Source organism: Dysgonomonas sp. UBA7630, from assembly GCF_002483985.1.
Taxonomy (GTDB): domain Bacteria; phylum Bacteroidota; class Bacteroidia; order Bacteroidales; family Dysgonomonadaceae; genus Dysgonomonas.
Map to the genome: position 1 here is coordinate 45,862 of NZ_DLIY01000020.1, position 22,907 is coordinate 68,768.

General features: G+C 36.7%; 21 protein-coding genes and 1 pseudogene. 17 read left to right on the plus strand and 5 right to left on the minus strand.

The window, feature by feature from the left end; genetic code table 11:
* The first annotated feature begins 44 nt into the window (after positions 1–44).
* Positions 45–1,265, plus strand: coding sequence for a phosphoserine phosphatase SerB (gene serB, locus B3P17_RS08635; RefSeq protein WP_252636940.1), 1,221 nt, complete (start codon positions 45–47; stop codon positions 1,263–1,265).
* Between the two features lie 655 nt (positions 1,266–1,920).
* Here the strand turns inward: serB and B3P17_RS08640 are convergent.
* The 3 genes from B3P17_RS08640 to B3P17_RS08650 form a co-directional block, all read right to left on the minus strand.
* Positions 1,921–3,534 carry an ABC-F family ATP-binding cassette domain-containing protein gene (locus B3P17_RS08640; RefSeq protein ID WP_252636938.1) on the minus strand — a complete coding sequence of 538 codons (1,614 nt, stop codon included), beginning with the start codon at positions 3,532–3,534 and terminating at the stop codon, positions 1,921–1,923.
* Positions 3,535–3,736: 202 nt separating this feature from the next.
* Entirely contained in the window at positions 3,737–5,173 is a 1,437-nt protein-coding gene (locus B3P17_RS08645; protein WP_252636936.1) for a PDZ domain-containing protein, read from the minus strand.
* A 121-nt stretch (positions 5,174–5,294) separates the two neighbouring features.
* Positions 5,295–6,383 (minus strand): phosphotransferase enzyme family protein, encoded by a 1,089-nt coding sequence (locus tag B3P17_RS08650; RefSeq protein WP_291105105.1) that lies wholly within the window; start codon positions 6,381–6,383, stop codon positions 5,295–5,297.
* A 194-nt stretch (positions 6,384–6,577) separates the two neighbouring features.
* Here B3P17_RS08650 and B3P17_RS08655 point away from each other — a divergent pair.
* The 14 genes and pseudogenes from B3P17_RS08655 to B3P17_RS08720 all read left to right on the plus strand — a co-directional run bounded on the left by B3P17_RS08655 (position 6,578) and on the right by B3P17_RS08720 (position 18,896).
* Positions 6,578–7,145 (plus strand): annotated as a pseudogene (locus tag B3P17_RS08655) (riboflavin synthase).
* 3 nt (positions 7,146–7,148) lie between these two features.
* On the plus strand, positions 7,149–7,703 hold the full coding sequence (locus B3P17_RS08660; protein WP_252636931.1) for a nitroreductase family protein: 555 nt from the start codon (positions 7,149–7,151) through the stop codon (positions 7,701–7,703).
* 18 nt (positions 7,704–7,721) lie between these two features.
* On the plus strand, positions 7,722–8,351 hold the full coding sequence (locus B3P17_RS08665) for a DUF2238 domain-containing protein (RefSeq protein WP_252636929.1): 630 nt from the start codon (positions 7,722–7,724) through the stop codon (positions 8,349–8,351).
* Positions 8,352–8,391: 40 nt separating this feature from the next.
* The gene (locus B3P17_RS08670) at positions 8,392–9,324 is read left to right on the plus strand and encodes a DMT family transporter (RefSeq protein WP_252636927.1); all 933 of its coding nucleotides are present in this window, start codon (positions 8,392–8,394) and stop codon (positions 9,322–9,324) included.
* 9 nt (positions 9,325–9,333) lie between these two features.
* Entirely contained in the window at positions 9,334–10,536 is a 1,203-nt protein-coding gene (locus B3P17_RS08675; protein ID WP_252636925.1) for a hypothetical protein, read from the plus strand.
* A 45-nt stretch (positions 10,537–10,581) separates the two neighbouring features.
* On the plus strand, positions 10,582–11,091 hold the full coding sequence (locus B3P17_RS08680) for a hypothetical protein (protein ID WP_252636923.1): 510 nt from the start codon (positions 10,582–10,584) through the stop codon (positions 11,089–11,091).
* A 45-nt stretch (positions 11,092–11,136) separates the two neighbouring features.
* Positions 11,137–11,619 carry a hypothetical protein gene (locus B3P17_RS08685; RefSeq protein ID WP_252636922.1) on the plus strand — a complete coding sequence of 161 codons (483 nt, stop codon included), beginning with the start codon at positions 11,137–11,139 and terminating at the stop codon, positions 11,617–11,619.
* Positions 11,620–11,729: 110 nt separating this feature from the next.
* The gene (gene mnmA / locus B3P17_RS08690; protein WP_252636920.1) at positions 11,730–12,806 is read left to right on the plus strand and encodes a tRNA 2-thiouridine(34) synthase MnmA; all 1,077 of its coding nucleotides are present in this window, start codon (positions 11,730–11,732) and stop codon (positions 12,804–12,806) included.
* Positions 12,807–12,887: 81 nt separating this feature from the next.
* The gene (locus B3P17_RS08695; RefSeq protein ID WP_252636918.1) at positions 12,888–13,523 is read left to right on the plus strand and encodes a trimeric intracellular cation channel family protein; all 636 of its coding nucleotides are present in this window, start codon (positions 12,888–12,890) and stop codon (positions 13,521–13,523) included.
* Between the two features lie 162 nt (positions 13,524–13,685).
* Positions 13,686–14,411, plus strand: coding sequence for a YebC/PmpR family DNA-binding transcriptional regulator (locus B3P17_RS08700; protein ID WP_135104935.1), 726 nt, complete (start codon positions 13,686–13,688; stop codon positions 14,409–14,411).
* Between the two features lie 159 nt (positions 14,412–14,570).
* The gene (locus tag B3P17_RS08705) at positions 14,571–15,797 is read left to right on the plus strand and encodes a M48 family metallopeptidase (RefSeq protein ID WP_252636916.1); all 1,227 of its coding nucleotides are present in this window, start codon (positions 14,571–14,573) and stop codon (positions 15,795–15,797) included.
* Positions 15,798–15,871: 74 nt separating this feature from the next.
* Positions 15,872–16,666 (plus strand): hypothetical protein, encoded by a 795-nt coding sequence (locus B3P17_RS08710; protein ID WP_252636914.1) that lies wholly within the window; start codon positions 15,872–15,874, stop codon positions 16,664–16,666.
* A gap of 69 nt (positions 16,667–16,735) precedes the next feature.
* A complete protein-coding gene (locus B3P17_RS08715; RefSeq protein WP_252636912.1) occupies positions 16,736–17,506 on the plus strand; it encodes a hypothetical protein in 771 nt (256 codons plus the stop codon).
* Between the two features lie 154 nt (positions 17,507–17,660).
* Positions 17,661–18,896, plus strand: a complete 1,236-nt coding sequence (locus B3P17_RS08720; protein ID WP_252636910.1) for a CinA family nicotinamide mononucleotide deamidase-related protein — start codon at positions 17,661–17,663, stop codon at positions 18,894–18,896.
* Between the two features lie 253 nt (positions 18,897–19,149).
* On the opposite strand, the gene B3P17_RS08725 is transcribed toward B3P17_RS08720, so the two are convergent.
* Positions 19,150–21,501: a TonB-dependent receptor gene (locus B3P17_RS08725; RefSeq protein WP_252636909.1), complete on the minus strand. Its 2,352-nt coding sequence runs from the start codon at positions 21,499–21,501 to the stop codon at positions 19,150–19,152.
* Between the two features lie 262 nt (positions 21,502–21,763).
* On the opposite strand from B3P17_RS08725, the gene rnpA reads away from it, so the two are divergent.
* The gene (gene rnpA, locus B3P17_RS08730; RefSeq protein WP_252636907.1) at positions 21,764–22,192 is read left to right on the plus strand and encodes a ribonuclease P protein component; all 429 of its coding nucleotides are present in this window, start codon (positions 21,764–21,766) and stop codon (positions 22,190–22,192) included.
* A complete protein-coding gene (gene yidD, locus B3P17_RS08735) occupies positions 22,189–22,410 on the plus strand; it encodes a membrane protein insertion efficiency factor YidD (RefSeq protein ID WP_006843153.1) in 222 nt (73 codons plus the stop codon). Before rnpA ends, yidD begins: the two co-directional genes overlap by 4 nt.
* Positions 22,411–22,484: 74 nt before the next feature.
* Here yidD and B3P17_RS08740 read toward each other — a convergent pair whose 3' ends face one another.
* On the minus strand, positions 22,485–22,883 hold the full coding sequence (locus B3P17_RS08740) for a hypothetical protein (RefSeq protein WP_252636905.1): 399 nt from the start codon (positions 22,881–22,883) through the stop codon (positions 22,485–22,487).
* Positions 22,884–22,907 lie beyond the last annotated feature (24 nt).

A 22,907-nucleotide genomic window follows, 5' to 3' on the forward strand; every position in this document is an offset into this window, starting at 1 on the left:
ATTCTTTACCAAATAAGTTTTAATGCATAGCTTAATATTTATATATGAAAGAATCTGAAATAATCCTGGCGAGCTTGTCAGGAGAGGATAAGCCTGGGGTTACTGCAGCCTTAACTGCGGTTTTAGCAGATCACAATGCCAATATACTTGATATAGGGCAGGCTAATATACATCATTCTCTTTCTTTGGCAATTATGTTTGAAGCAACGAATGCCGGAGACGTTATAAAAGATTTGCTTTTTAAAGCTACAGAGTTGGGCGTTATTATCCGATTCTCACCCATCAGTAAGGACAATTATACCCGCTGGGTGAATCTTCAGGGAACAAAGAATAGATATATAGTTACAGTTCTGGGGCGTGTTTTAGACCCTTCTCATATTTCAGCTGTAGCACAAGTAAGTCAGAAGCATAAATTAAATATCGAAAAGATAATACGTCTGACAGGTCGTGTTCCATTGGCTGCTTCGGAGCGTCCAAGCCGTTCATGTATTGAATTGTCGATCAGAGGAACTGTAGATGATGTAGATGCCCTGAAACATGATTTTATGAAACTGGCCGATGATATGGGTATCGATATCGCTTTTCAGGTAGAAAATATGTATCGCCGTATGCGTCGTCTTGTTTGTTTCGATATGGACTCTACATTGATTCAGACTGAAGTTATTGATGAACTTGCCGAACGTGCAGGAGTGGGAGATGAAGTAAAAGCCATTACAGAAGCTGCTATGCGAGGAGAAATCGATTTTAGTGAAAGCTTCAAGAAGCGTGTTAGTTTGTTGAAAGGTTTGGATGAGTCTGTTATGCAGGATATTGCAGAGAATTTGCCTGTAACGGAAGGAATGACACGCCTTATCCGCATATTGAAGAAGAGCGGATGTAAGCTGGCTATATTATCCGGCGGATTTACTTATTTTGGAAATTACTTGAAAGACAAGTATGGTTTCGACTATGTTTATGCAAATGAATTGGAGATTGAAGACGGTAAATTGACTGGCAATTATGTAGGCGATATAGTGGATGGTAAGCGTAAAGCCGAGTTGCTTCGTTTGTTGGCACAGGTAGAAAAGGTTGATATTCGTCAGACGGTAGCTGTCGGAGATGGAGCGAATGACCTTCCTATGCTGAATATTGCAGGGCTAGGTATTGCTTTTCATGCTAAACCAAAAGTGAAAGCAAATGCGAAACAATCCTTATCCAATGTAGGTCTGGATGGTATCTTGTATTTCTTAGGCTATAGAGATTCTATGCTCGAAGGAGAGAAGTAAACAAATACAAAATATAAATTTTAAGGCTGTCTTGTAAAGGATGGCCTATTTTTTTTAGTATTAACACGGATGTTAGTGATATTTTATCTTTATTTGATAAATATTTAATATTCAATTGGTAAAAGTCTAAAAATATATGGATCGTGATTTTTGCACAGAAAAGATATATAGGAACTTTCTTTCCGTATCAAGTATAACTTTTAGATATTTTGGGATTATAATAATATCTGAAAGGAGTTATACCCAATAACCGCGCTATCCAAAATCCACTTTCACAAGCGGAAATTTAAATCTGTAAGGTCGGTAATAAATAAGGAGACTTACTCGGATATTGGGGGTTACAAATGCCCAGAACACCCTAAATAACTCCTTCCTGATATTTCATCATTTTCCTATCTCTATAAACAGGAAAATATATATTTATGCCACATTATTGGCAAAATTCTACTATTGTGTGTTAGCTACACATCTGTAGCCAATACAAATATAGGCAAATATTTGATATTAACGATAGTAGTTATGTTAAAAATACACGAAGGTGTTAATGAAATGGAAAAATGATAGTTTTTGCGTGTTTGTTGTCCTTTTTTAAGGTTGTATATAAAGATAAAAAGCGATAATCCGTCCTGAATTATCGCTTTTAGATATATATTAATTATTTGTACATCTTGTTTCGTAATGATTTTATATCCTCCGAAGTGATATAATCATCATAATCCATGATCTTGTCGATAATTCCGTTCGGTGTCAATTCTATTACACGATTACAGACAGTTTGTATAAATTCGTGGTCGTGCGACGCCATCAATACATTCCCTTTGAACTGAATGAGTGTATTATTGAAAGCCTGTATCGATTCCAAATCCAAATGGTTGGTGGGTGAGTCGAGAACAAGGCAGTTTGCGCTCTTTAGCATCATCCGTGCTATCATACAGCGCATCTTTTCGCCCCCTGAGAGTACTTTTGTGTTTTTTAGTACTTCTTCACCCGAAAATAACATTCTGCCTAAAAATCCTTTTATATAGATCTCACTTGTGTCATCAGAGAATTGTGATAGCCAGTCAATCAGATTCAGATCTTCTTTAAAATAATCACTGTTATCCAATGGTAGATAAGCGTTCGTAATAGTTTGTCCCCAGCTGAATGTTCCAGCATCAGGCTTAGCGTACTCATTTATTATCTCAAAGAATGCAGTCATCGCGCGCGGATCTTTCGAAAGGAATATAACTTTATCTTCTTTTTCTATGTTGAAGCTGACATTGTTGAATAATACTTTCCCTTCTATCGATTTGCTCAGCCCGTTTACTTCCAATATCTTATTTCCGGGCTCACGATCGGGAGTGAAGATGATTCCCGGGTATTTGCGAGACGATGGCTTAATTTCTTCAATATTAAGCTTCTCAAGCATCTTCTTACGGCTGGTAGTTTGCTTCGACTTGGCTACATTGGCACTGAATCGACGAATAAATTCTTCCAGTTCTTTTTTCTTTTCTTCAGCTTTTTTATTCTGTTGCTGTTGCTGACGCAAAGCTAATTGGCTCGATTCGTACCAGAAGCTATAGTTACCCGCAAACATAGTTACTTTACCAAAGTCTATATCCACAGTATGTGTACATACAGAGTCTAAGAAGTGACGGTCGTGCGATACAATCAATATTGTATTCTCTGCATTGGCCAGATAATTTTCCAACCACATCACAGTTTCAATATCAAGGTCGTTGGTAGGCTCATCGAGAAGCAGGTTGTCAGGATTGCCAAACAAGGCACGTGCTAGCAAAATACGCACTTTTTGCTTACCGCTCATATCGCCCATCATCTGATAGTGCAAATCCTCGCTTACGCCAAGTCCGCTAAGTAGCATTGCTGCGTCATTCTCTGCATTCCATCCCTCAAGTTCGGCAAATCGTTCTTCAAGTTCTGAAGCTCTGATACCATCTGCATCCGAAAAATCTTCTTTGGCATACAGAGTATCTTTTTCTTGCATAATATTCCATAGCGTACTGTGCCCTTGCAGAACGGTGTTCATTACCGTTTGATCATCAAACGCAAAGTGATCTTGAGACAATACAGAGAGGCGCTCGCCCGGTCCTAAAGAAAATGTTCCGGTTGTAGCATCTTTTTCGCCACTAAGTATTTTGAGAAGTGTAGATTTCCCTGCGCCATTAGCGCCGATTATACCATAGCAATTGCCACTTGTAAATTTAAGATTCACGTCTTGGAAAAGTACTCTTTTTCCAAACTGAATCCCTAGATTAGAAACTGTTATCATTATTATTCAATTACAGATTATATACGATATAGGATAATATCTCATTACCCAAATGCGGGCACAAAGGTACAAATTATTGGCTGATAATCAAAGCATACCAACCTTTAGGAATAAAATTATATTATAATTTAGACTAAAGACAGTCTCACTCTTCGTTTACAAAGAAATAGCTTTTATTGCTTGTTTCTTATCTATTACATTCTTACAAAGTTCTGATTGTTACAGAATGTCTTATTTCAGGAACGATTTGAAAAATACGTCTTTGTATTCCATCCCAAGCTTCGATTGTGATTTTATTATCCGATTTGTTATTGATGTATTTTTCGAAGCCATACAGATAAGAAAATTGCGTAAAATAATCGGGTTTTGTAAATTCTTTCGCAATGTCATTATAGTATCCTGCGCTCCAGAACATACAGTCGGAAAAACCTTCCGAGTTGGTAAAGCGAGTAGTTTGATCTCTGAATACCATTGTATCATCTATAAAATAACGATATCCGGCAGACAGGACATCTTTGTTGCGTTCAAACTTTCTGTTGTTTACCTTTTCTATAATATAACCCGGACGTATACCGGCAATATAAGCAGGGGAATTAAAATCTACATCTTTGATATGTCCCAGATCATCTGCATCATAATAAATCCCTGTATAATTATATTTGTTTGTTTCTACAATATAATTAGCTTCTCTTTTGTTTTGAGTATATGGAAACTGTTTGAGCATCAAAGGTGTATGAAGCTTCACATAGTCTTCGAGCGAATACTGAGCAGAAAGATAATCTTTGATATTACAATCCCATATTTGAGTTAGCTTAGAATTATCTATGTATTTACGATCATAGAAGCTGAATCCATATTCCACTACGTATTGAGCCGAAGAACCTACTTTAGGATCATTGGAATCAAATATAGGTAGAAGTACCAATTGTTTTTTGTCGCAGTCGTATCGTAATGATGCAGGGTTATAATTGGGGTTATTCAACCCGGTGTATCTGTTGTTGGGCGAGTAGCTGTAATATGCCTGTACTACTATATCCGGATCGGAAGTATCTCTAACCAGACCTTTCGACTGTAATTCTTTTTCTAATAAGGTTGTAATCTGCTTGTCTATAGCCGGAACATTTTTTCCTGCATCATAAAAGTCGTACGTGTGATAATCTGTGAAATCTACATCAGAGTTTGTCTGTACATGTAGCGGTAGCGTAAATATCTGATGATTTGTGTTTTCAAGGCTGTAAAAAGAGTATACCTCAGACAATTGTTTTTCACTTACCGAATTAGTCGCAATACATTTACGCATAAGCGGATACTCCTTGAAATAAGTATTCATATTGCGAATTGTAAATTTTACTTCGGGATCATATTTGTTGTCAAACAGCCAGTTTGCGATGGTCTGATTGTCTCTCAGATATGTGGCCTGCCCATTGATCTCCATTATTATATCATCGATTTTTATTCCTGATTTTTCGGCAGGAGAGTTGGGCTCTACTCCCGTAATAACCAATTCACCATAACCCCAGTTTTGGTTTCTGCTAACTTCGAATGTTATGCCGTAATAGCAGTTTTTTTCATAGTCTTGGGCTTTTGCGTAAAAGGGAGTTATAAATAAAAGAAGAATAATATAAAGTACTTTGTTCATTTTGGGATCAGATTGAAAAATTAGAGCACAAAGATAGAACTAATAGATTAAATGCATGTTATCTCTTGCAGAAAAAAGACAATTCTAAGATTTTCTCTATGCGGGGTAAACTTGTTTTTTGTTATTTTGCCAATTTATCTATAATTGCCAGCATCTGATTGTAATTCTTGTCTATTGATTCCAGTAATTTGTATTGCGCACGGGTACGTACTAAATTATGCGTGTCATATTTAACCTTATAATAATTGTCTCCGTCTATGTAATCCATCAGAAAACGAAGTGCTTGTTCGAATGTGATATATTTCGCGGAGAAAGCAAGGTTCTCTATTTCGGTTGGAGTAAGAAATACTTTTGTCTCGGAGAGGTAGCCTTTGGTGTAACCTTCAAAAATATCCATTTTAAGATACACATTGTCGAGATTTTCATCATCTTCTTTACCTGCATTTGCATAAGAACGAATAGCGTCACCATAATCATTGAGGCAGATGCTGTTAAGCACCGTATCGAGATCAATTACAGAGAGTACATTCTCTTGTTTGTCGAACAAGATATTGCTTATTTTAGTGTCGTTGTGAGTCACACGCATCGGTAGTTCCCCTGTCTCTGCTTTTGTCCAGAAGTGCAACATCTCTTTTCTGCGGCTCTCTATCCAATCTATTTCCTGCTGTACCTGCGATTTTCTGCCTACCGGATCTTTAGCCAACACATCATCCCACTGGCTGAAACGTATGCGCATATTATGAAATCCGGGTAGTATATCCGCGAGAGGCTCTTTCATATCAGCCAGCATAGCTTGAAATTTTCCAATACCTTTCCCTCCCTGTGCTGCCAACTCGGGCGAATCGGCAAATTGATATGTTATCGTATCTTCTATAAATAAGCAAGCTGCCCAATATTCATTTTCTTCGTCTTTGTAATATAGCTTCCCATCGGTTGTTGGTGTAACGGTAAGTGCTTCACGAAGCGGGTCGCCACCCTGTTCTTTTATCTTATGCTTTAGGTGTATGGTTACCTTATAGACATTTTCCATCATGGATGGAATGTCTTTGAATATATTTTTATTCTTGCGTTGGAGAATATAATTTGGACTGTTTCCTTCTGTTTCTACAAAGAAAGTATCGTTGATAAGTCCCTCTCCCATAGGGCGAATTTCTTTTACTACTCCCTCAAACGCAAACTTGTTACCAATGTTTTTTAGTGCTTCTTTCATGCTATTAAATGATATAAATAAAATTGGTTGATTTTTCTCACAAACACAAAAATAACGAAATCTTCCTAATTCGAATCTTGTATTGAGAAGAATACCGAAAGATGACAAAAAGTAGAAATCTATAAATAGACTCTAAATAAATACGTAACTTTATACCGCGAAAAAATTATATAATAAATTAAAGGAAATAAATCATGTTTTCAGGAATAGTAGAAGAAGCAGCAACAGTAGTATCGTTACGTAAAGAAGCCGAAAACCTGCACCTTACAATGAAATGTTCATTTACTCACGAATTGAAGATAGACCAGAGTGTGGCGCATNNGAGATACATATACCGTAACAGCTATAAAGGAAACATTGGAGCGCTCAAATCTTGGACTGCTGACGGTAGGAGATAAAGTAAATCTGGAACGCAGTATGCTGATGAACGGACGCCTCGATGGCCATATTGTACAGGGACATGTAGATCAGACAGCAAAATGTGTTGAAATACGTGAAGCAGATGGTAGCTGGTACTTTAAGTTTGAATATGAATTTGACCGAGAAATGGCAAAAAAAGGATATCTTACTGTTGATAAAGGTTCTGTTACTGTTAACGGTGTCAGTCTTACTGTGGTTGATCCTACAAATAATACATTTGAGGTTGCTATTATTCCTTATACTTACGAGCATACAAACTTTCATCAATTTAAAGTAGGTAGTGTAGTTAATCTCGAATTTGATATTATAGGTAAATACATCAGCCACATCACTCAACTTTGATAAATGAACAAGGAAGAATTCTACGAACTGGTAAAGCATCGCCAAAGTACACGAGCTTTTGATACTACACGTACAGTAGATAGAGACATCATAGCCCGCATACTCGATGCCGGACGTTTAGCACCTTCGGCATGCAATGCACAGCCATGGCATTTTATAGTAGTAGACGAGCCCGAATTGAAGAACAAGGTGGCAGATGCCGCCTCTGCGCGTCTGTTGGGGATGAATCATTTTACAAAGCAGGCTCCTGTTCATATCGTAGTAGTGGAAGAAAAAGTAAACCTGAGTTCGGGTATTGGTGGTATTGTAAAAGACAAACATTTTGCATTTCTGGATATAGGTATAGCTACCGCACATATTTGCCTTGCAGCAGAAGCCGAAGGATTAGGAAGTTGTATATTGGGTTGGTTTGCCGAATCGAAAATGAAGAAATTACTCAATATTCCTGACAACAAGAGAGTAGTACTTGATATTGTCATCGGTTATCCGGCTCAACCTTTACGAGACAAAAAACGAAAAACAACCGAAGAGGTGATTTCATATAACACATACAAATAGAGTTATTTCACATTTCCTATGGAGAAAAAATATTGGGTTTTTCTTATCATCTTTACCCTGGTAGCAGTTTGGTCGGGGTATAAGCCTTATGAGGCCGGGTTGTGGTTTTTGGAAGCCGGGATATGTCTTGCGGCAGTCGTTGTATTGATGACTACTTTCAAGCGATTTCGCTTTACGTATATGACCTATATTTTTATTCTCATCCATCTTATTATTTTGTTTGTAGGAGCTCATTATTCTTATGCCCGTGTACCGCTGTTCGATTGGGTAAAAGAGATTTTTGACCAAGACAGAAACAATTACGATAAGGTAGGGCATTTTGCTCAAGGCTTTATTCCTGCTATGGTTGCCCGTGAACTGCTTATTCGTTTGGACGTGGTTCGGAAGAAAGGGTGGATACCATTCTTCGTTATTTGTATTTGTTTAGCGATTAGTGCCTTTTACGAACTGATAGAGTGGTGGACTGCGGTTTTGTCGGGAGACGGAGCCGAAGATTTTCTGGGCACACAAGGGTATGTATGGGATACACAGTCGGATATGTTTTGTGCTATGATCGGAGCAATTTGCATGCTGATATTCTTTTCAAGATTACAGGATAAGCAAATAAGTAAAATGGCACATTCTGATGATTCAGAAAAAGATAATTAATCAATATTTTTTAGATATACATCTAACTTGTAATTAAACAATGAGATTGACACCAAAACAAGAGGGGAACATTATAATGTTCATTGTGATTTGCGTATTTGCAATCAATATCCCTGTCAACAAATATGTATATTCTCACGGATACCTTTCTTCGTTTGGTATGACACTTATGCGTATGTTATTTGGAGCACTTGCTTTTTGGTTTACTTCTTTATTCACTCCAAAAGAAAAGATAGAGAAAAAAGACATGCTGATTCTATTTGTCGGTGGGCTTTTCGGTATGGTACTCAATCAGGGGCTTTTTGCTTATGGTCTCAGCCGTACGTCTACTATCGATGCATCTATAATAACTACGGCAGGGCCCTTGTTTGCTATGATTATAGCAGCCATTGTACTAAAGGAACCTGTAACGGCAAAGAAAGTAGGAGGTGTGGTTGTTGGTGCTGCCGGCGCTATATTTTTGGTCTATACGAGCCATTTGGGGCATCCCGGACAGGAAGCGGATATGATCGGAAACTTGTCGGTGGCGAGTGCTTCTTTTTCGTATGCCTTCTATCTGGTTATAACACGCCCGTTGTCAACAAAGTATTCGCCTATAACATTGATGAAGTGGATGTTCCTTTATTCCGCAATTATCTTGTCACCAATTTTTTATAAAGAAATAACAGAGGCTCCTTTATTTACTCAAAAGGATATATTGCCCTATCTGCTTGTCGGGTTTACACTCGTGGGTGCTACATTTTTCACTTATATGATGATTCCATTGGCTCAACGGCGAATAAGGCCGACCACGATAGCGATGTATAATAATTTACAACCTCTCATCGCTTCTTTTATCGCAATATCGGTGGGAATGGATAGATTTACAATAGATAAACTGATTGCTGGTATCCTTATTTTTATGGGCGTGTATTTGGTAACAGCAAGTAAATCGAAAGCGGATATAGACAAAGCAACACAAAATATTAATTAAAATATTAGTATGGATTTGGATATATTTAAGAAGACTGGTAAAGTAAAAATAACATGTTTATTGTTGATAGTATTAGGGGTAGTTGTGAGACTATTCTTTTTTGACTATATATACTGTGACTATAAATTCTTTTTGAATGAGTGGGTCGAATATATCAGGAATAATGGTTATGCTTATTCATTAAAAGATTCTTTTTATAACTATACGCCGAGTTATATTTACATACTTATATTACTTGCTAAAATTGATGTTTATTCACTTTATAGTATAAAGGTAGTTTCATTACTATTCGATTTTTTAGCCGCTTATTTTATTTCAGCTTTGGTTTATCTGGTAAGTAAAAATAATACGGCCAGATGGATATCGTTTACCCTTGCCACTTTGTTGCCTACAGTTATACTAAATGGAGCACTTTGGTCTCAGTGCGACTCTATTTATTCTTCTTTTGCAATAGGAAGTGTATTCTTCCTGTTGAAACGAAAAAATATTATGTCAATGATATTTCTTGGGATAGCATTCGCCTTTAAGGCTCAGGCTAGTGTCCTTTTGCCATTTTTCTTTATCTATATGATAAGAGGTGGAATTAAATGGTATTACTTCTTTATTATTCCCACTGTGTATGTCTTTTCTTTATTGCCGGCATGGATTATGGGGCGTCCATTAGCGGATTTGATATTAGTATATCAGATGCAGTCTAATTTTGATAATGCATTAGTCTCATTTTTTCCGAATATTTATATATGGATAGAGAACTTCATCCCAATGGATAAGATATATGGTATGCTTTTTACTGCAATATTTGTTTTATCAATGGGTTTTATACTTATGCAGAAAAAATACATATTCACAATGGAATCATGGGTAAAGCTTATCTTCTTAAGTTGCATCATTTGCCCTTTTGTCCTACCTGGAATGCGTGAACGTTATATGTATCTCGGTGATTTAATAGCTGTTGCATATATATGTCTTTACCCGAGAAAAGCATACTTGGCTGTAGGGATACTTTTCGTTTCATTTTATTCTTATATAAGAACGCTTAATTGTTTTGGCGTATTTCTTGGAGATAATAATGTTAATCCTTTGAAAGTATTATCTTTTTTTAATCTTATCCCATGGAAAGCTGTATCTCTCTTATATTTAGGTATAATAATGCTGATTGTGACGGATTTTGTGAAATCGTTGAGAACCAATGTGGTCGAAAAAGAATTCTAGTTGAAAATAAAGAGTAAATTTGTAGATTAATATTATTTGAATGTGATGAAGAAAGTAAGAATCATATTACTATTTATACTTTTGCCTTTGGCCTGTTCTGCTCAATTTTTAGGAGTGGGTGTTCAGTATGCCGATGCCAATGGAAAAGGAAATGACTTCCAGTTTGCAGCCAACGCCTCTTATCCGGTATGGCATAAAAAGAATCCTTTCAATTCTTTTATATCCAGTGGTATCGATTACACGGGAGGGAGCTCACCTGTTGCAGGACTAAACCTGAAACCTATACAGCTTACTAGTTTTATCAGCGAATCGTTATTCAATAAAAATAAGGTAACTATTCTAGTGGGATGCGATGCGGGTTATTTGTTTAACTTCAGGCATGGTAAGGACGGAATTGTGATCACGCCCAATGTATATATAGATTATAAATTCTTTTTTGCAAAAGCGGGGTATGACTTTAACGTAACAGGAAACGAACAGCAGTTCTTTGTCCGTGCCGGATTTTGTTTTGGTATGGGCTCTATCAAGTCCTTTGTGAAAACCGAAATATGGTAATATTCGGATAATAATCATATTTTTAGTATCTGTAAATATAGTATAATGAGGAAAGTCTTTTTTGTCTTTTTTATGCTGATGCCTCTCATGGCGTTCGCTCAATATCTAGGTGTTGGCGCTCAGTTTGCACAAAAAGATAGATTACAGCTTTCAGTAAATAGCTATATTCCTCAGTTTGTGTTGAATGATAAATCCGCACCCTTTATATTCGGAATAGGCGGAGGTACAGATTATATTTCTCCTGCTTCGTCATCGGTTTCAGGTTTAAATATAAAGCCTGCTTCATTCTTTGTTATTACTAACAACTATTCACCATTTACAGCCGCCGTTAAGTTTGATGCAGGTTATAATTTTGGCTTCGGACGTGGTAATGGTATCGTCTTATCTCCTAATCTGTATTTTGACGCTTACATGTGTTATGTTTCGGCAGGTTATGACTATAATACGTTTAATGGCAGAGGTCAATTCTATGTTCGCATTGGAGCAGGGCTCACCTTGGGCCTCTTGAAGTCTTTGATTAATAGGTGATATATAAGAATCTCATTGCTGAATAACTTATAATAGATAACTCTAAACTTACAACTATTTTTACTAATTTTGCAGATTATTTTATCTCGCATTAATTATCCTTTCAAAGAATGAAAATTGCAGCGTTGGTATCGGGAGGCGTAGATAGCTCTGTGGTTGTACATCAACTTAAAGAACAAGGCTACGATCCTACGATATTTTATATACGAATAGGCATGGAGGACGAACAAGGTTATATTGATTGTCCCGCAGAAGAAGATATAGAAATTACAACATATATTGCTAAAAAATATGGTTGTAAGATGGAAGTGGTATCATTACATGAAGAGTATTGGGAAAATGTAGTGAGCTACACAATAGATGCGGTGAAGCGTGGTCTTACACCCAATCCCGACATGATGTGTAACAAGCTGATCAAGTTTGGATGTTTCGAACAAAAATGGGGACACGAGTTTGACAAAATAGCGACAGGACACTATGCTACAACTACAGAAATAAATGGCAAGACGTGGCTGTCGACAGCTAAGGACCATGTTAAAGATCAGACTTATTTTCTTGGACAAATAGATTACCTACAGGTTTCTAAGCTCATGTTTCCGATAGGTAACTTGCTTAAAAGCGAAGTCAGGGCTATTGCTGCACAGGCAGGACTGCCATCGGCTCAACGTAAGGATAGCCAAGGTATTTGTTTTTTGGGTAAGATCAATTATAATGATTTTATTCGCCGGTATCTGGGTGAGCGCAAAGGGAAGATTGTAGAGTTGGAAACAGGTAAAATCTTGGGTAAGCATGATGGTTATTGGTATCATACCATAGGGCAACGCAAAGGCTTAGGATTGAGTGGCGGACCTTGGTTTGTAATCAAGAAAGATACCAAACGAAATATTGTGTATGTTTCTAACGGATACGACCCGGAGACCCAATATGGGAAAGTGGTAAATCTGGCTGGTTTTTCTTTTATCACCGAAGATATTTGGGGCGACTTTGAAGGCTCTAAGGATATAACCTTTAAGATCCGTCATACTCCTGAATTTACAAGAGGTAGAATTGAAAAAATAGGAGACTTATACCGTATATATTCTGATGATAAAGTGCAAGGTATTGCCTCCGGGCAGTTTGGTGTGGTGTACGACAGCGACTCTAAACTGTGCATAGGTAGCGGTATGATTGCAAACGATGAAGATTAAATATTTTTTCATATAGTGGCAACGTAGATTTTATTAGTAAAACTGCCACCTGACACAATTCACAACATAATTCTTTCTACCATGTTCTTTTTTGCTGATTTGACAAACATAGAGGTTGTCGATATAATTGAAGTATTGGGTACAATAGCATTTGCCATCAGTGGTATCCGTTTGGCTTCGGCGAAGCGTTTCGATTGGTTTGGCGCTATTGTCATTGGCTTTGTGACCGCTACCGGAGGAGGAACACTTCGTGATCTTCTTCTCGATGTTCCCGTATTTTGGATGCAGGCGAGCCGTTATATATGGTGTACGCTTTTTGCTTTTATCATAGTTCTTGGTTTTCGTAAATATCTGGTTCATCTCAATAATACGATTTTTTGGTTCGACTGCATTGGCCTCGGGCTATTTGTTGTTGTAGGATACGAAAAAGCTTTGGTGCTTGGTTATCCTATATGGGTATGTGTATCTATGGCTACGATAACCGGTATAGTAGGGGGGATAATACGAGATATTCTTATCAATGAAGTTCCCATAGTATTTACTCAGGAACTATATGCGGTTGCTTGTATTCTGGGTGGAATATTGTTTAGCATTCTTTATTATTTCGATATCCAGTTGTTAGTGATAGAAGTTTCCACAGCCGTATTTGTAGTGGTGATTCGATTTTTTGCTACCAGATATCATATCAAATTACCGATACTAAAAGGAGAGGAGTAGGTAGGGGATAATTTTTTATACCTCGGTTATACGCTTCAGAAATGATATCCATATAGTTTTGGGATGAATATTCTTCATTCAGTAAAATTTAGGAGGTTTGTTCGATAATTTTTATACTTTTGCATAGCAAAAAACAAGATAATAACGATTATATAAATATTTATGGGAAGAGCGTTTGAATACCGCAAAGCGACAAAGCTGAAACGCTGGGGGAATATGGCCCGCGTATTTACTAAGTTGGGAAGACAAATTACTATAGCTGTGAAAGAAGGCGGTCCCGAACCGGATACCAATCCTCGTCTTCGTGTATTGGTACAGCAGGCAAAAAAAGAAAATATGCCTAAAGAGAACGTAGAACGTGCCATCAAAAAAGCTACATCGAAAGATGAGGCTGATTATAAAGAGGTGGTATATGAAGGATACGGACCTTTTGGTATTGCGATAGTAGTAGAAACTGCGACAGACAACCCTACCCGTACGGTCGCTAATGTGCGTAGCTACTTCAATAAGCATAACGGATCTCTTGGTACATCAGGTAGCCTTGAGTTTTTGTTCGACCATAAATGTGTATTTAAGATTGCACCCAAAGAAGGTGTTTCGTTAGAAGACCTAGAGCTCGAATTGATCGATTATGGTGTGGATGAATTAGAACACGATGAAGATGATATTATCCTTTATGGTGAATTCAAATCTTACTCCGAAATACAAAAATATCTTGAAGAAAACGGCTATGAAATTCATAGTGCCGAGTTTGAACGCATTCCGAACGATCTGAAAGAACTAACAAAAGAGCAACAGGAGCAGATCCAAAAGTTACTGGATAAATTTGAGGACGATGATGATGTTCAGAATGTTTTCCACAATATGAAAGAAGACTTCGAAGAATAACAATGTATAGGAATATCTCAAAAGCTGTAGGATCTTAATCTTACAGCTTTTTTTTGTGAGTTCATGTATTTGTATTTAAGACTATTTCATTTTGATAATAATTGTCCCTAAGTTTAATTTTTACTTTCGTATATTTGTTTTCTTTAAGAAAAAATATCTATGTCATTATATCTGAGTATCATATTACTGATTGTCGTTCTGGATTTTTTATGGACACAATACCTAGCATACCGTAACAGGAAGCGTATGAGTCCCGAAATTCCTTCTCAGTTGGAAGGGATTTATGATGATGAAGAATATGCAAAGCAACAGGCATATCAGAAAGTAAATAGCCGGTTTAGTCTTTATACGAGCTTATTTTCTTTTGTGATATTACTATTTGTCTTATGCTTAGGACTTTTTGGCTGGTTAGATGAATTGCTCCGTCAGTATATCACCAATGAGATATTTTTATCCCTTGCTTTCTTTGGTATTGTCTATTTACTCAATGAAATCATAACCCTCCCGTTTGCCTATTACAGTACTTTTGTGATAGAAGAACGGTTTGGATTCAATAAGTCTACCAAAACTATTTTCTGGCTCGATCAACTAAAGGGACTTTTGTTAGCAGTTGTTTTGGGAGGAGCTATTCTGGCTCTTATTGCATGGATGTATACTGCAATCGGTGAATTGGCGTGGCTTTATGCTTGGGCTGCTATTACTGTGTTTTCGTTGTTTATGACCTTATTTTATTCTAATATAATTGTGCCATTATTTAATAAGCAAACACCTTTGGAAGGAGGAGAGTTGCGTGATGCAATTGAAGCTTTTGCTCAAAAGGCTGGATTTGCAATTAATAATATCTATGTAATGGATGCTTCGAAGCGTTCGACCAAGGCCAATGCTTACTTTACAGGATTTGGAGCAAAGAAACGTATTGTCTTGTTTGATACGTTGATCAATGATCTTGATAAAGACGAGATTGTGGCTGTACTGGCTCATGAGATAGGACATTACAAGAAGAAGCATACACTGCAAGGTATGTTTATTTCTATTTGTTATACAGGAATCATGTTGTTTTTACTGTCATTGCTTCTCGACAATAAAGATATTGCGGTAGCTCTGGGTGGACAGTCGGCATCGTTTCATCTAGGTCTTATAGCTTTTTCTATTTTCTTTACTCCCGTTTCTTTTGTTATTAATGTGCTTTCGAGTATTCATAGTCGTAAAAATGAATATCAAGCAGATAGTTACGCCGCTGGCTTTGGGTTGGGCGATTCGCTTATTAGCGGGCTGAAGAAACTGTCAGTTAAATCATTAAGCAACCTGAATCCTGATTCTTTATATGTGTTTTTTAATTATTCTCATCCTACATTATTGCAGCGTATAAAAGCAATAAAAAAATAAGAATATCATTTAAACCTTTATTATCGGCTTAGGTCTTATAATTATACACAATGTTGTACTTAATATAATACACTATGAAACGCATATATATAATTCTTGTTTCTGCTCTTATAAGTATGAGCCTTTATTCTCAATCGGTTAGAGATAGGGAAGTAAGGAAAGATTTCTCGATGGATAAATACCAGAGTAATATAAGTAGAGATATTTTTGGTTATTTACAATACGAAGATCGTAGAGGAGGAAAAGCTTCGCTAAAAAAAGATATTTTCGACAACTGGATATATAGTGATAATAGAAATAACGAAGTAAAATACTCTAAAGAATATTGGAATTCTATACTTCAAGATTTTCACCAAAATGATAAAAGAATCTTTCAATGGTTGATAGAAATGTATGCCGATCAGTCAAACTATAAAGAGGAATACAAAGTCGATATTTTGGGTTATCAGCAATACGAAAACAACAAAGGACAAAGAGCATCTCTCAAGAAGGATATTTTTGACGCATGGGTATACAGCGATAGTAGGAATAACGAAATAAAATATTCGAAAGAATATCGAGAAGATATGCTTCGTTACTCTTATTACGATGATATGGACGCTTTCTTTCGATTAAAAGATATGTGCGGGAACCTATCAAATTACAAAGAAGAATACAAAATAGATATTTTCGGTTATCAGCAATATCAAAACAATCAGGGAGAAAAGGCATCATTGAAGAAAGATATTTTTGATAGAATGGTTTATGAAGATAATAAAGGGACGAAAATAGAACTTGATGAAAGAGACTGGTCTAGATTATTGAGAAAATATCATTCGGATAAAGAAGTGTTTATGATGTTTATCCAGCGTTATTTATTTGATAACTGATTTATGGAATTTCACTGTCTTTTTTCTCTATTAATATCGGAACGATATTAAAAACTTAATGATGATGCCATGAGAAAAAGAATATTTTTTCTATTCAGCTTCTTCCTGTTCACTTTTTTCTTGTTTGCTCAGGAAGTACAAACTATACATGTAATGGTTGCCCTCTGTGATAATAAATATCAGGGAATCGTAAAAGTACCGAAGCGAATAGGTAACGGACAAGATCCTGATAATAATTTATATTGGGGTTGCGGATATGGCGTTCGCACATACTTTAAGAAAAGCCCTGATTGGCAGGAAGTAAGACATTATAAAAGCGCAGATGATATCTGTCTGGAACGAATTGTTTTCAAGCATAAGACAAAAAACTACTATCTTGTTGCAGATGCTTATGACGGAAGATATATAAGTGATTGTACCATCGATTTTCTTAAGGCTTGTGCCGGTAGTAAGAAAAATACAATAAAGCTTGATGATAAGCCAATATTGGGGTTGTATGGCGATGCTAAGCTGGTGGCGTACATCGGCCATAACGGATTAATGGATTTTTCGCTGGCTAATACATATCAAAATACAGATGGGAAAAAGCGGGATGCAATTATTCTAGCCTGCTATAGTAAACGATATTTTTCACCTTACTTGCAATCAGCCAAAGCCGAACCTTTACTATGGTCAACTCACCTAATGAGCCCTGAAGCATATACGTTGCATGATGCTATAGCTGTATACATAAACGGAGGTACATCTGTATCTATCCGTGAGGCTGCAGCTATGGCCTACAATAAATATCAGAAGTGCGGAATGAAGGGTGCTCGAGGATTATTAGTTACAGGATTTTAGACGTTTTTCTGATATATAGTTCATTTGTGAACATTCTGTAAATTATCTAATCTGTGGTATTTCATTTCAGAAGTATTTGTTGCCGAAATAAGCTTTTATAGTACATTTGCATCTGTCAAATTGAAAATAAAAGTTTGTAAAATTTCAGATAGAAATGAAAGCAGCAATAGTTACAATTGGTGATGAAATTCTGATAGGTCAGATTGTGGATACAAATTCTGCATGGATGGCTCAGAATCTTACACTAGCCGGATTTGAGGTAGAAGAGATGCAGTCGATAGGCGACAATGCTCAGCAAATAAAAAATACGATAAGCGATGTTTTTCAACGTGTTGATGTCGTGTTGATGACGGGAGGTCTTGGGCCTACGAAAGATGATATAACGAAGAAAACCCTTTGCGAGTATTTTGATACCACATTAGTTTTTGACGATGCTGTACTGGATAATATAAGGAATGTAATATCTAATTTTACATCTCTAAACGAATTGACTCGCAATCAGGCTTATGTGCCTAGAAATTGTACCGTGATACAAAATAAGGTAGGTACAGCACCCATTACATGGTTCGACCATAAAGATAAAGTGCTCGTTTCTATGCCGGGTGTACCTCACGAAATGAGGTATGTAATGGAAAACGAGATACTTCCTCGCTTGAAGAACAAGTATGATATAGAGGCATACCTCAAAAGAGTATTTATCGTAAAAGGTTATACCGAATCTGCTTTGGCAATGTACATTGCCGACTTCGAAGACAATCTGCCGCAAGGTTTTGGACTGGCATACCTTCCATCTTTGGGTCTGATGAAGCTTCGCTTGTTCGTCAGGGGAGAACATCGTTTGCCGGAGATGGAGACAGAGGTTAAAAAGCTACAAGCATTACTGGGCGATGCTATTATAGCAGAAGAAGATATTTCTCCCGAAAAAATACTAGGAGCACGGCTTTTCGAAAAAGGGCTGACCTTAGGCACAGCCGAAAGTTGTACAGGTGGAAATATTGCACATATGATTACATCCGTTCCGGGTTCTTCCAATTATTTCAAAGGTTCGGTTGTTTCTTATACAAATGAGGAAAAAGTAAATGTATTGCATGTTTCTCAAGAAAATATAGATAAATATACAGCTGTAAGTGAAATTGTCGCTGCACAGATGGCAAAGGGTGCACAAAATCTCTTGAATGTAGATTGTGTAATAGCTACTACCGGAATAGCCGGGCCCGATGGCAGTACAGAAGAGAATCCTGTGGGTACGGTATGGGTATGTACTGTATACAAAAATAAAAGCATTACAAAAAGGTATCAGTTTGGGAAATATAGAGAATCCAATATTATGCGAGCTTCTAATAATGGCATGTTGCAACTGTTGGAAATGATAGATAACAACATCTATTAAATTATGTTTTTTATATATTAAGTTATAAAAAGGAGTTGTTGTCGTATTCGCTCTTATTCATTTTTTTTACCACAGAGTAAAAAGAGTACCACAGAGTTTTTTGTAATGCAATAAGTAAACCATTCTTTTTTACCAATTACTTATCAAGTAAAGAGAAAAAAAATATTGCCTCTCCAAACATCACGTCTGTAGAGGCAATTTGTAAACACAATCAATATTAAGTTAATCTTAATATTATTTTGTTATATCAGATTTATTTTTTTGATCCTGACATGATACCTGCATCCGTATCATCATTATTCAATCGTTTGTTACCTGCTTTGTACTGACGTCCGAAGTTGAAGTTTATTGTGAAATTTATTACAAATATCTGTTTCAGATTATCGGTATACACGAGCGATTTGTTTGGTGTCAGAGCCGAATAATTGCGGCTGCCTTGCGAATAACTTTTTGAGAATGGATTAAACATTCCTCCGGTAAGGCTCCATTTAACTTTTTCCAGTCCTAGTAGGCGGCTTTCATCTGAATAGCCTACCGATACCGTATGAATGCGTTCTCCTCTATCCATTGTTTCGCCCCAGAAGTTATTCCAGCGTGTATACATTTCTCCTGTTAAAGACCATTTTTTATAATTGAATACGGCAGAACCCCGTACACGCCATGAGCTATACGTATGAGTAAATTCTTCTCCATAGCTTATATATCGGTTGAGTCCCGGAGTAACGGATAGTGTCAGATATTCACCAAAGGGTTTTAATTTGAATGTTGCCTCGGTGTTTAGTCTATGGAAACCTTTCTGATTGATGTTTGTACGAACGAATTTACCATCCTCGAAAGTTACTTGTTCCATGATTGGTTTATGATCGTAACTATATCGCATAAAGAATTCTACTCCGAATATTCCTTTGTTATATCCGCCCGTTAGTGTATGGGTATAGTACCATACTGTCTGAAGGTTCGGATTCCCCCTGCGGATTTGTAATGAGTCAATATCTTGTTCCACATTGTTCAAGTCCGACAATGAAGGCGAATATCCTGATATGTATCCATTATACCTGATATATGCGTTGTCATTGATATTATAAGATACACGAATATTTGGACGGAAGATATATTTTTCGTTATGGTTTTCACCTTGACTATTATAGTTGCGCATTACGCCCAGTCCTAACGAATAGTTGAACTTATTCTTCTTAAATTGGAACTCTGCATAACCGTATGTTTCAGCAAAGTTGAGTCCTACATTGGCAGTAACATTTCCTTCATAACTATTGCTTGTATAACTTTGCGTATGTTTTAGTCCGGCTGATATTTTCCCTGCTTTCAGTGTTTTCTCATATATACCTTCCCCTATTAAGGAATATTTATCTCCAAGTACTGATGAATATATGTCTGTATTCAGTATATTGTTTCTGCGCTCCTGATACGAACGTGTAGATTTAGAGTCAATGTATGTGCCTACTAAATTGAATATCAAAAGCTGGTCGTTCTTTAGGTTTCGTTGGTAATACAAGTCTAGCGATGGAGAATAACTTCTCCATGTCGAATGATCGGAGATCGACAAAGGGTTATTATTATCCGAAGAGTAGATCATACTGTTTCTGTCCGAAAACTGATTCGGTGTTTTCTGATAATTATTTCTTAATGTTGCGTTAAACATGTATTTGTCGGCTTCATTCAAGCTATAATTTAGCGCAACGTTTAGTCTGTCGTCTTTAAATGTTGTTGGTTGTCCTTCTTCTGTACGAGTCAATGTTTTGTCCGGAAATACAAATGTCTCCTCATTTTCGCGTGTCCATTCTATATTTCTGCGCGACCAATATGCATTAACCCCAAACTCAGACTTCTTATGATTCACTTTCGCCGAAAGAAAATTTTCGCCCCAGCCCAATACTCCAAAAGGTACATTAGCCAGATTCGCCGATACATTTCCTCCCGAATCTCTGCGGCGTGTGATATAATCGATAACAGCACCTACATTTCCGTAGCGCATTCCCGGATCGTCATGATATTCGATACGGATTATATCTTCGGGCTGGATGGCTGTAATCTCAGCGATAGTTACTTCTACGCCATTGATGCGAAGTTGTACGGCATCACCACCCGGCAAGGTAATTGTATTGTTCAAAGGGTTTACGATAATGCGAGATAGCTGAAGATTACGTAATAATGTAACACCACTATTCGATGCTTTTATCTGGGTGTCAGATGGGATAATCACTTTCCTGTCGGGCTTTTGTATAACTGCATTTGCTGTTACTGTTACATCTTTGAGTGCTATATCAGAGGGTTTCAATGGCACATTTCCCAGATCTGTGTTTTCAATAGCATTCTTAACCGGGATATATCTTTTTCCATATCCTACAAATGTGGCAGATAATATATAGTCACCTGTGGGGATGTTATTAAAAGCAAATAGACCTTTTGTATCTGATGATGCGCCTGCTACAAAACTTGAGTCTTGCTTTAGCAGTGCTATGTTTGCAAATTCTATAATGTTATGAGTATCTGTGTCAACTACGGTTCCCGATATATTAATCTGACCTAACAGTGTTGAAGAGACGATTATAAATAGTGCGGCTAGTATTATTAATCTTTGTTTCATATTCCTTATTCCTTACATATTGATTTGTTGTATCGAGCTCGTTACTTTTATGACGTAGTTGCCTTGGAAAAGGTTACATGTAAAAATGAATTTTTCTATATATTCTTATCTGAATATTAAAAAATACGAATGGATTTGTGTTTTAATATTCTGTTTATATGTGTATTATGATTTGTGTGAAAATATTTTCTTTTGATAGCTAAAGAGCAAGAATGTTTTTTTGAAAATTATTTAATGTATCTTTGCTTCTTTAGAAAAAGTGATGACAGAAGCATATTCTACCGATTGTAAAAAGACATTTTCGAAACAAGAGAAGCTTTGTAGTACAAAGGCTATTGAGAACATTTTTGCAAATGGAGATTCTTTTGTGGCTTATCCTCTACGAGTTGTTTATTTATTCACTGATGAGGATAATAAGGAGAATCAGTATGCTTCGGTGATGATAAGTGTGGCTAAGAAAAAGTTTAAACGAGCGGTAAAGCGCAATAGGGTAAAACGCCTGATAAGGGAAGCTTACAGATTAAATAAATCATCTTTTTCGGATATGTTACAAACCCATAATAAGCGTTTGGATGTTGCTTTCTTGTATTTGAAGACAGAATTACCTACATATGCTGAGATAGAGAAGGCGATGCAAAAGGCTCAACTCCTATTATCCGATAAGATTGGGAAAATAGAGCAAAGCGAATGAAGAAACTATTATCCTGGATATTGTTGTTACCTGTATATTTCTATAAATACAGTATCTCGCCTATGCTACCTCCCTCGTGTCGTTATACACCTACATGTTCGGAATATGCAATTCAGGCAATCAAAAAATACGGACCATTCAAAGGTTTTTGGCTGGCGACAAAGCGTATTGCTCGCTGCAATCCTTGGGGTGGACATGGGTATGATCCAGTTCCTTAAAATAAAAAGAACTCCCTTCGATTTATCTACAGAGAGCTCTTCTTTTATTACTCAAGTGTTATTAAATGTCAAAACTAGATGTTGATAGCTTTCTCAGTTTTTATTTTCTGTATCTCCTTTTCAGCTTTTATCTTAGCTTTTAGTTTGGTCTTTTCAGCTTTCTCCTTGGCTTTTGCTATAGCTTTGTCTGCCTTTCTCTGAGCATCCTCAGCTCCTTTTTTCGAATCTTTTTCCATTCTTTTTTTAGCATCGTCTGCAGCTTTTTTAGTATCAGAATCTATTTGCTTTTTTGCCTTTTCTATTTCCTGCTCCATTTTTTTATCTGCATCGGCAGCATCTTTTGCGGCTTTGGCTCTTATACTTTCTATTTTAGCTGCGGTTCTTTCGCTGATAACGATTTTTTCTTGAGCTTTGATCGTTGTGACGGTTGTCATTGCTGTTAATATAAACAGACTGACTATTAATTTTTTCATAATTGTAAGTAATTAAATGTAGTT

Excerpts from the sequence above, each read along its gene's own strand:
- serB (WP_252636940.1), top strand. The coding sequence starts at position 45 with ATGAAAGAATCTGAAATAATCCTGGCGAGCTTGTCAGGAGAGGATAAG.
- B3P17_RS08640 (WP_252636938.1), bottom strand. The coding sequence starts at position 3,534 with ATGATAACAGTTTCTAATCTAGGGATTCAGTTTGGAAAAAGAGTACTT.
- B3P17_RS08645 (WP_252636936.1), bottom strand. The coding sequence starts at position 5,173 with ATGAACAAAGTACTTTATATTATTCTTCTTTTATTTATAACTCCCTTT.
- B3P17_RS08650 (WP_291105105.1), bottom strand. The coding sequence starts at position 6,383 with ATGAAAGAAGCACTAAAAAACATTGGTAACAAGTTTGCGTTTGAGGGA.
- B3P17_RS08660 (WP_252636931.1), top strand. The coding sequence starts at position 7,149 with ATGAACAAGGAAGAATTCTACGAACTGGTAAAGCATCGCCAAAGTACA.
- B3P17_RS08665 (WP_252636929.1), top strand. The coding sequence starts at position 7,722 with ATGGAGAAAAAATATTGGGTTTTTCTTATCATCTTTACCCTGGTAGCA.
- B3P17_RS08670 (WP_252636927.1), top strand. The coding sequence starts at position 8,392 with ATGAGATTGACACCAAAACAAGAGGGGAACATTATAATGTTCATTGTG.
- B3P17_RS08675 (WP_252636925.1), top strand. The coding sequence starts at position 9,334 with ATGGATTTGGATATATTTAAGAAGACTGGTAAAGTAAAAATAACATGT.
- B3P17_RS08680 (WP_252636923.1), top strand. The coding sequence starts at position 10,582 with ATGAAGAAAGTAAGAATCATATTACTATTTATACTTTTGCCTTTGGCC.
- B3P17_RS08685 (WP_252636922.1), top strand. The coding sequence starts at position 11,137 with ATGAGGAAAGTCTTTTTTGTCTTTTTTATGCTGATGCCTCTCATGGCG.
- mnmA (WP_252636920.1), top strand. The coding sequence starts at position 11,730 with ATGAAAATTGCAGCGTTGGTATCGGGAGGCGTAGATAGCTCTGTGGTT.
- B3P17_RS08695 (WP_252636918.1), top strand. The coding sequence starts at position 12,888 with ATGTTCTTTTTTGCTGATTTGACAAACATAGAGGTTGTCGATATAATT.
- B3P17_RS08700 (WP_135104935.1), top strand. The coding sequence starts at position 13,686 with ATGGGAAGAGCGTTTGAATACCGCAAAGCGACAAAGCTGAAACGCTGG.
- B3P17_RS08705 (WP_252636916.1), top strand. The coding sequence starts at position 14,571 with ATGTCATTATATCTGAGTATCATATTACTGATTGTCGTTCTGGATTTT.
- B3P17_RS08710 (WP_252636914.1), top strand. The coding sequence starts at position 15,872 with ATGAAACGCATATATATAATTCTTGTTTCTGCTCTTATAAGTATGAGC.
- B3P17_RS08715 (WP_252636912.1), top strand. The coding sequence starts at position 16,736 with ATGAGAAAAAGAATATTTTTTCTATTCAGCTTCTTCCTGTTCACTTTT.
- B3P17_RS08720 (WP_252636910.1), top strand. The coding sequence starts at position 17,661 with ATGAAAGCAGCAATAGTTACAATTGGTGATGAAATTCTGATAGGTCAG.
- B3P17_RS08725 (WP_252636909.1), bottom strand. The coding sequence starts at position 21,501 with ATGAAACAAAGATTAATAATACTAGCCGCACTATTTATAATCGTCTCT.
- rnpA (WP_252636907.1), top strand. The coding sequence starts at position 21,764 with ATGACAGAAGCATATTCTACCGATTGTAAAAAGACATTTTCGAAACAA.
- yidD (WP_006843153.1), top strand. The coding sequence starts at position 22,189 with ATGAAGAAACTATTATCCTGGATATTGTTGTTACCTGTATATTTCTAT.
- B3P17_RS08740 (WP_252636905.1), bottom strand. The coding sequence starts at position 22,883 with ATGAAAAAATTAATAGTCAGTCTGTTTATATTAACAGCAATGACAACC.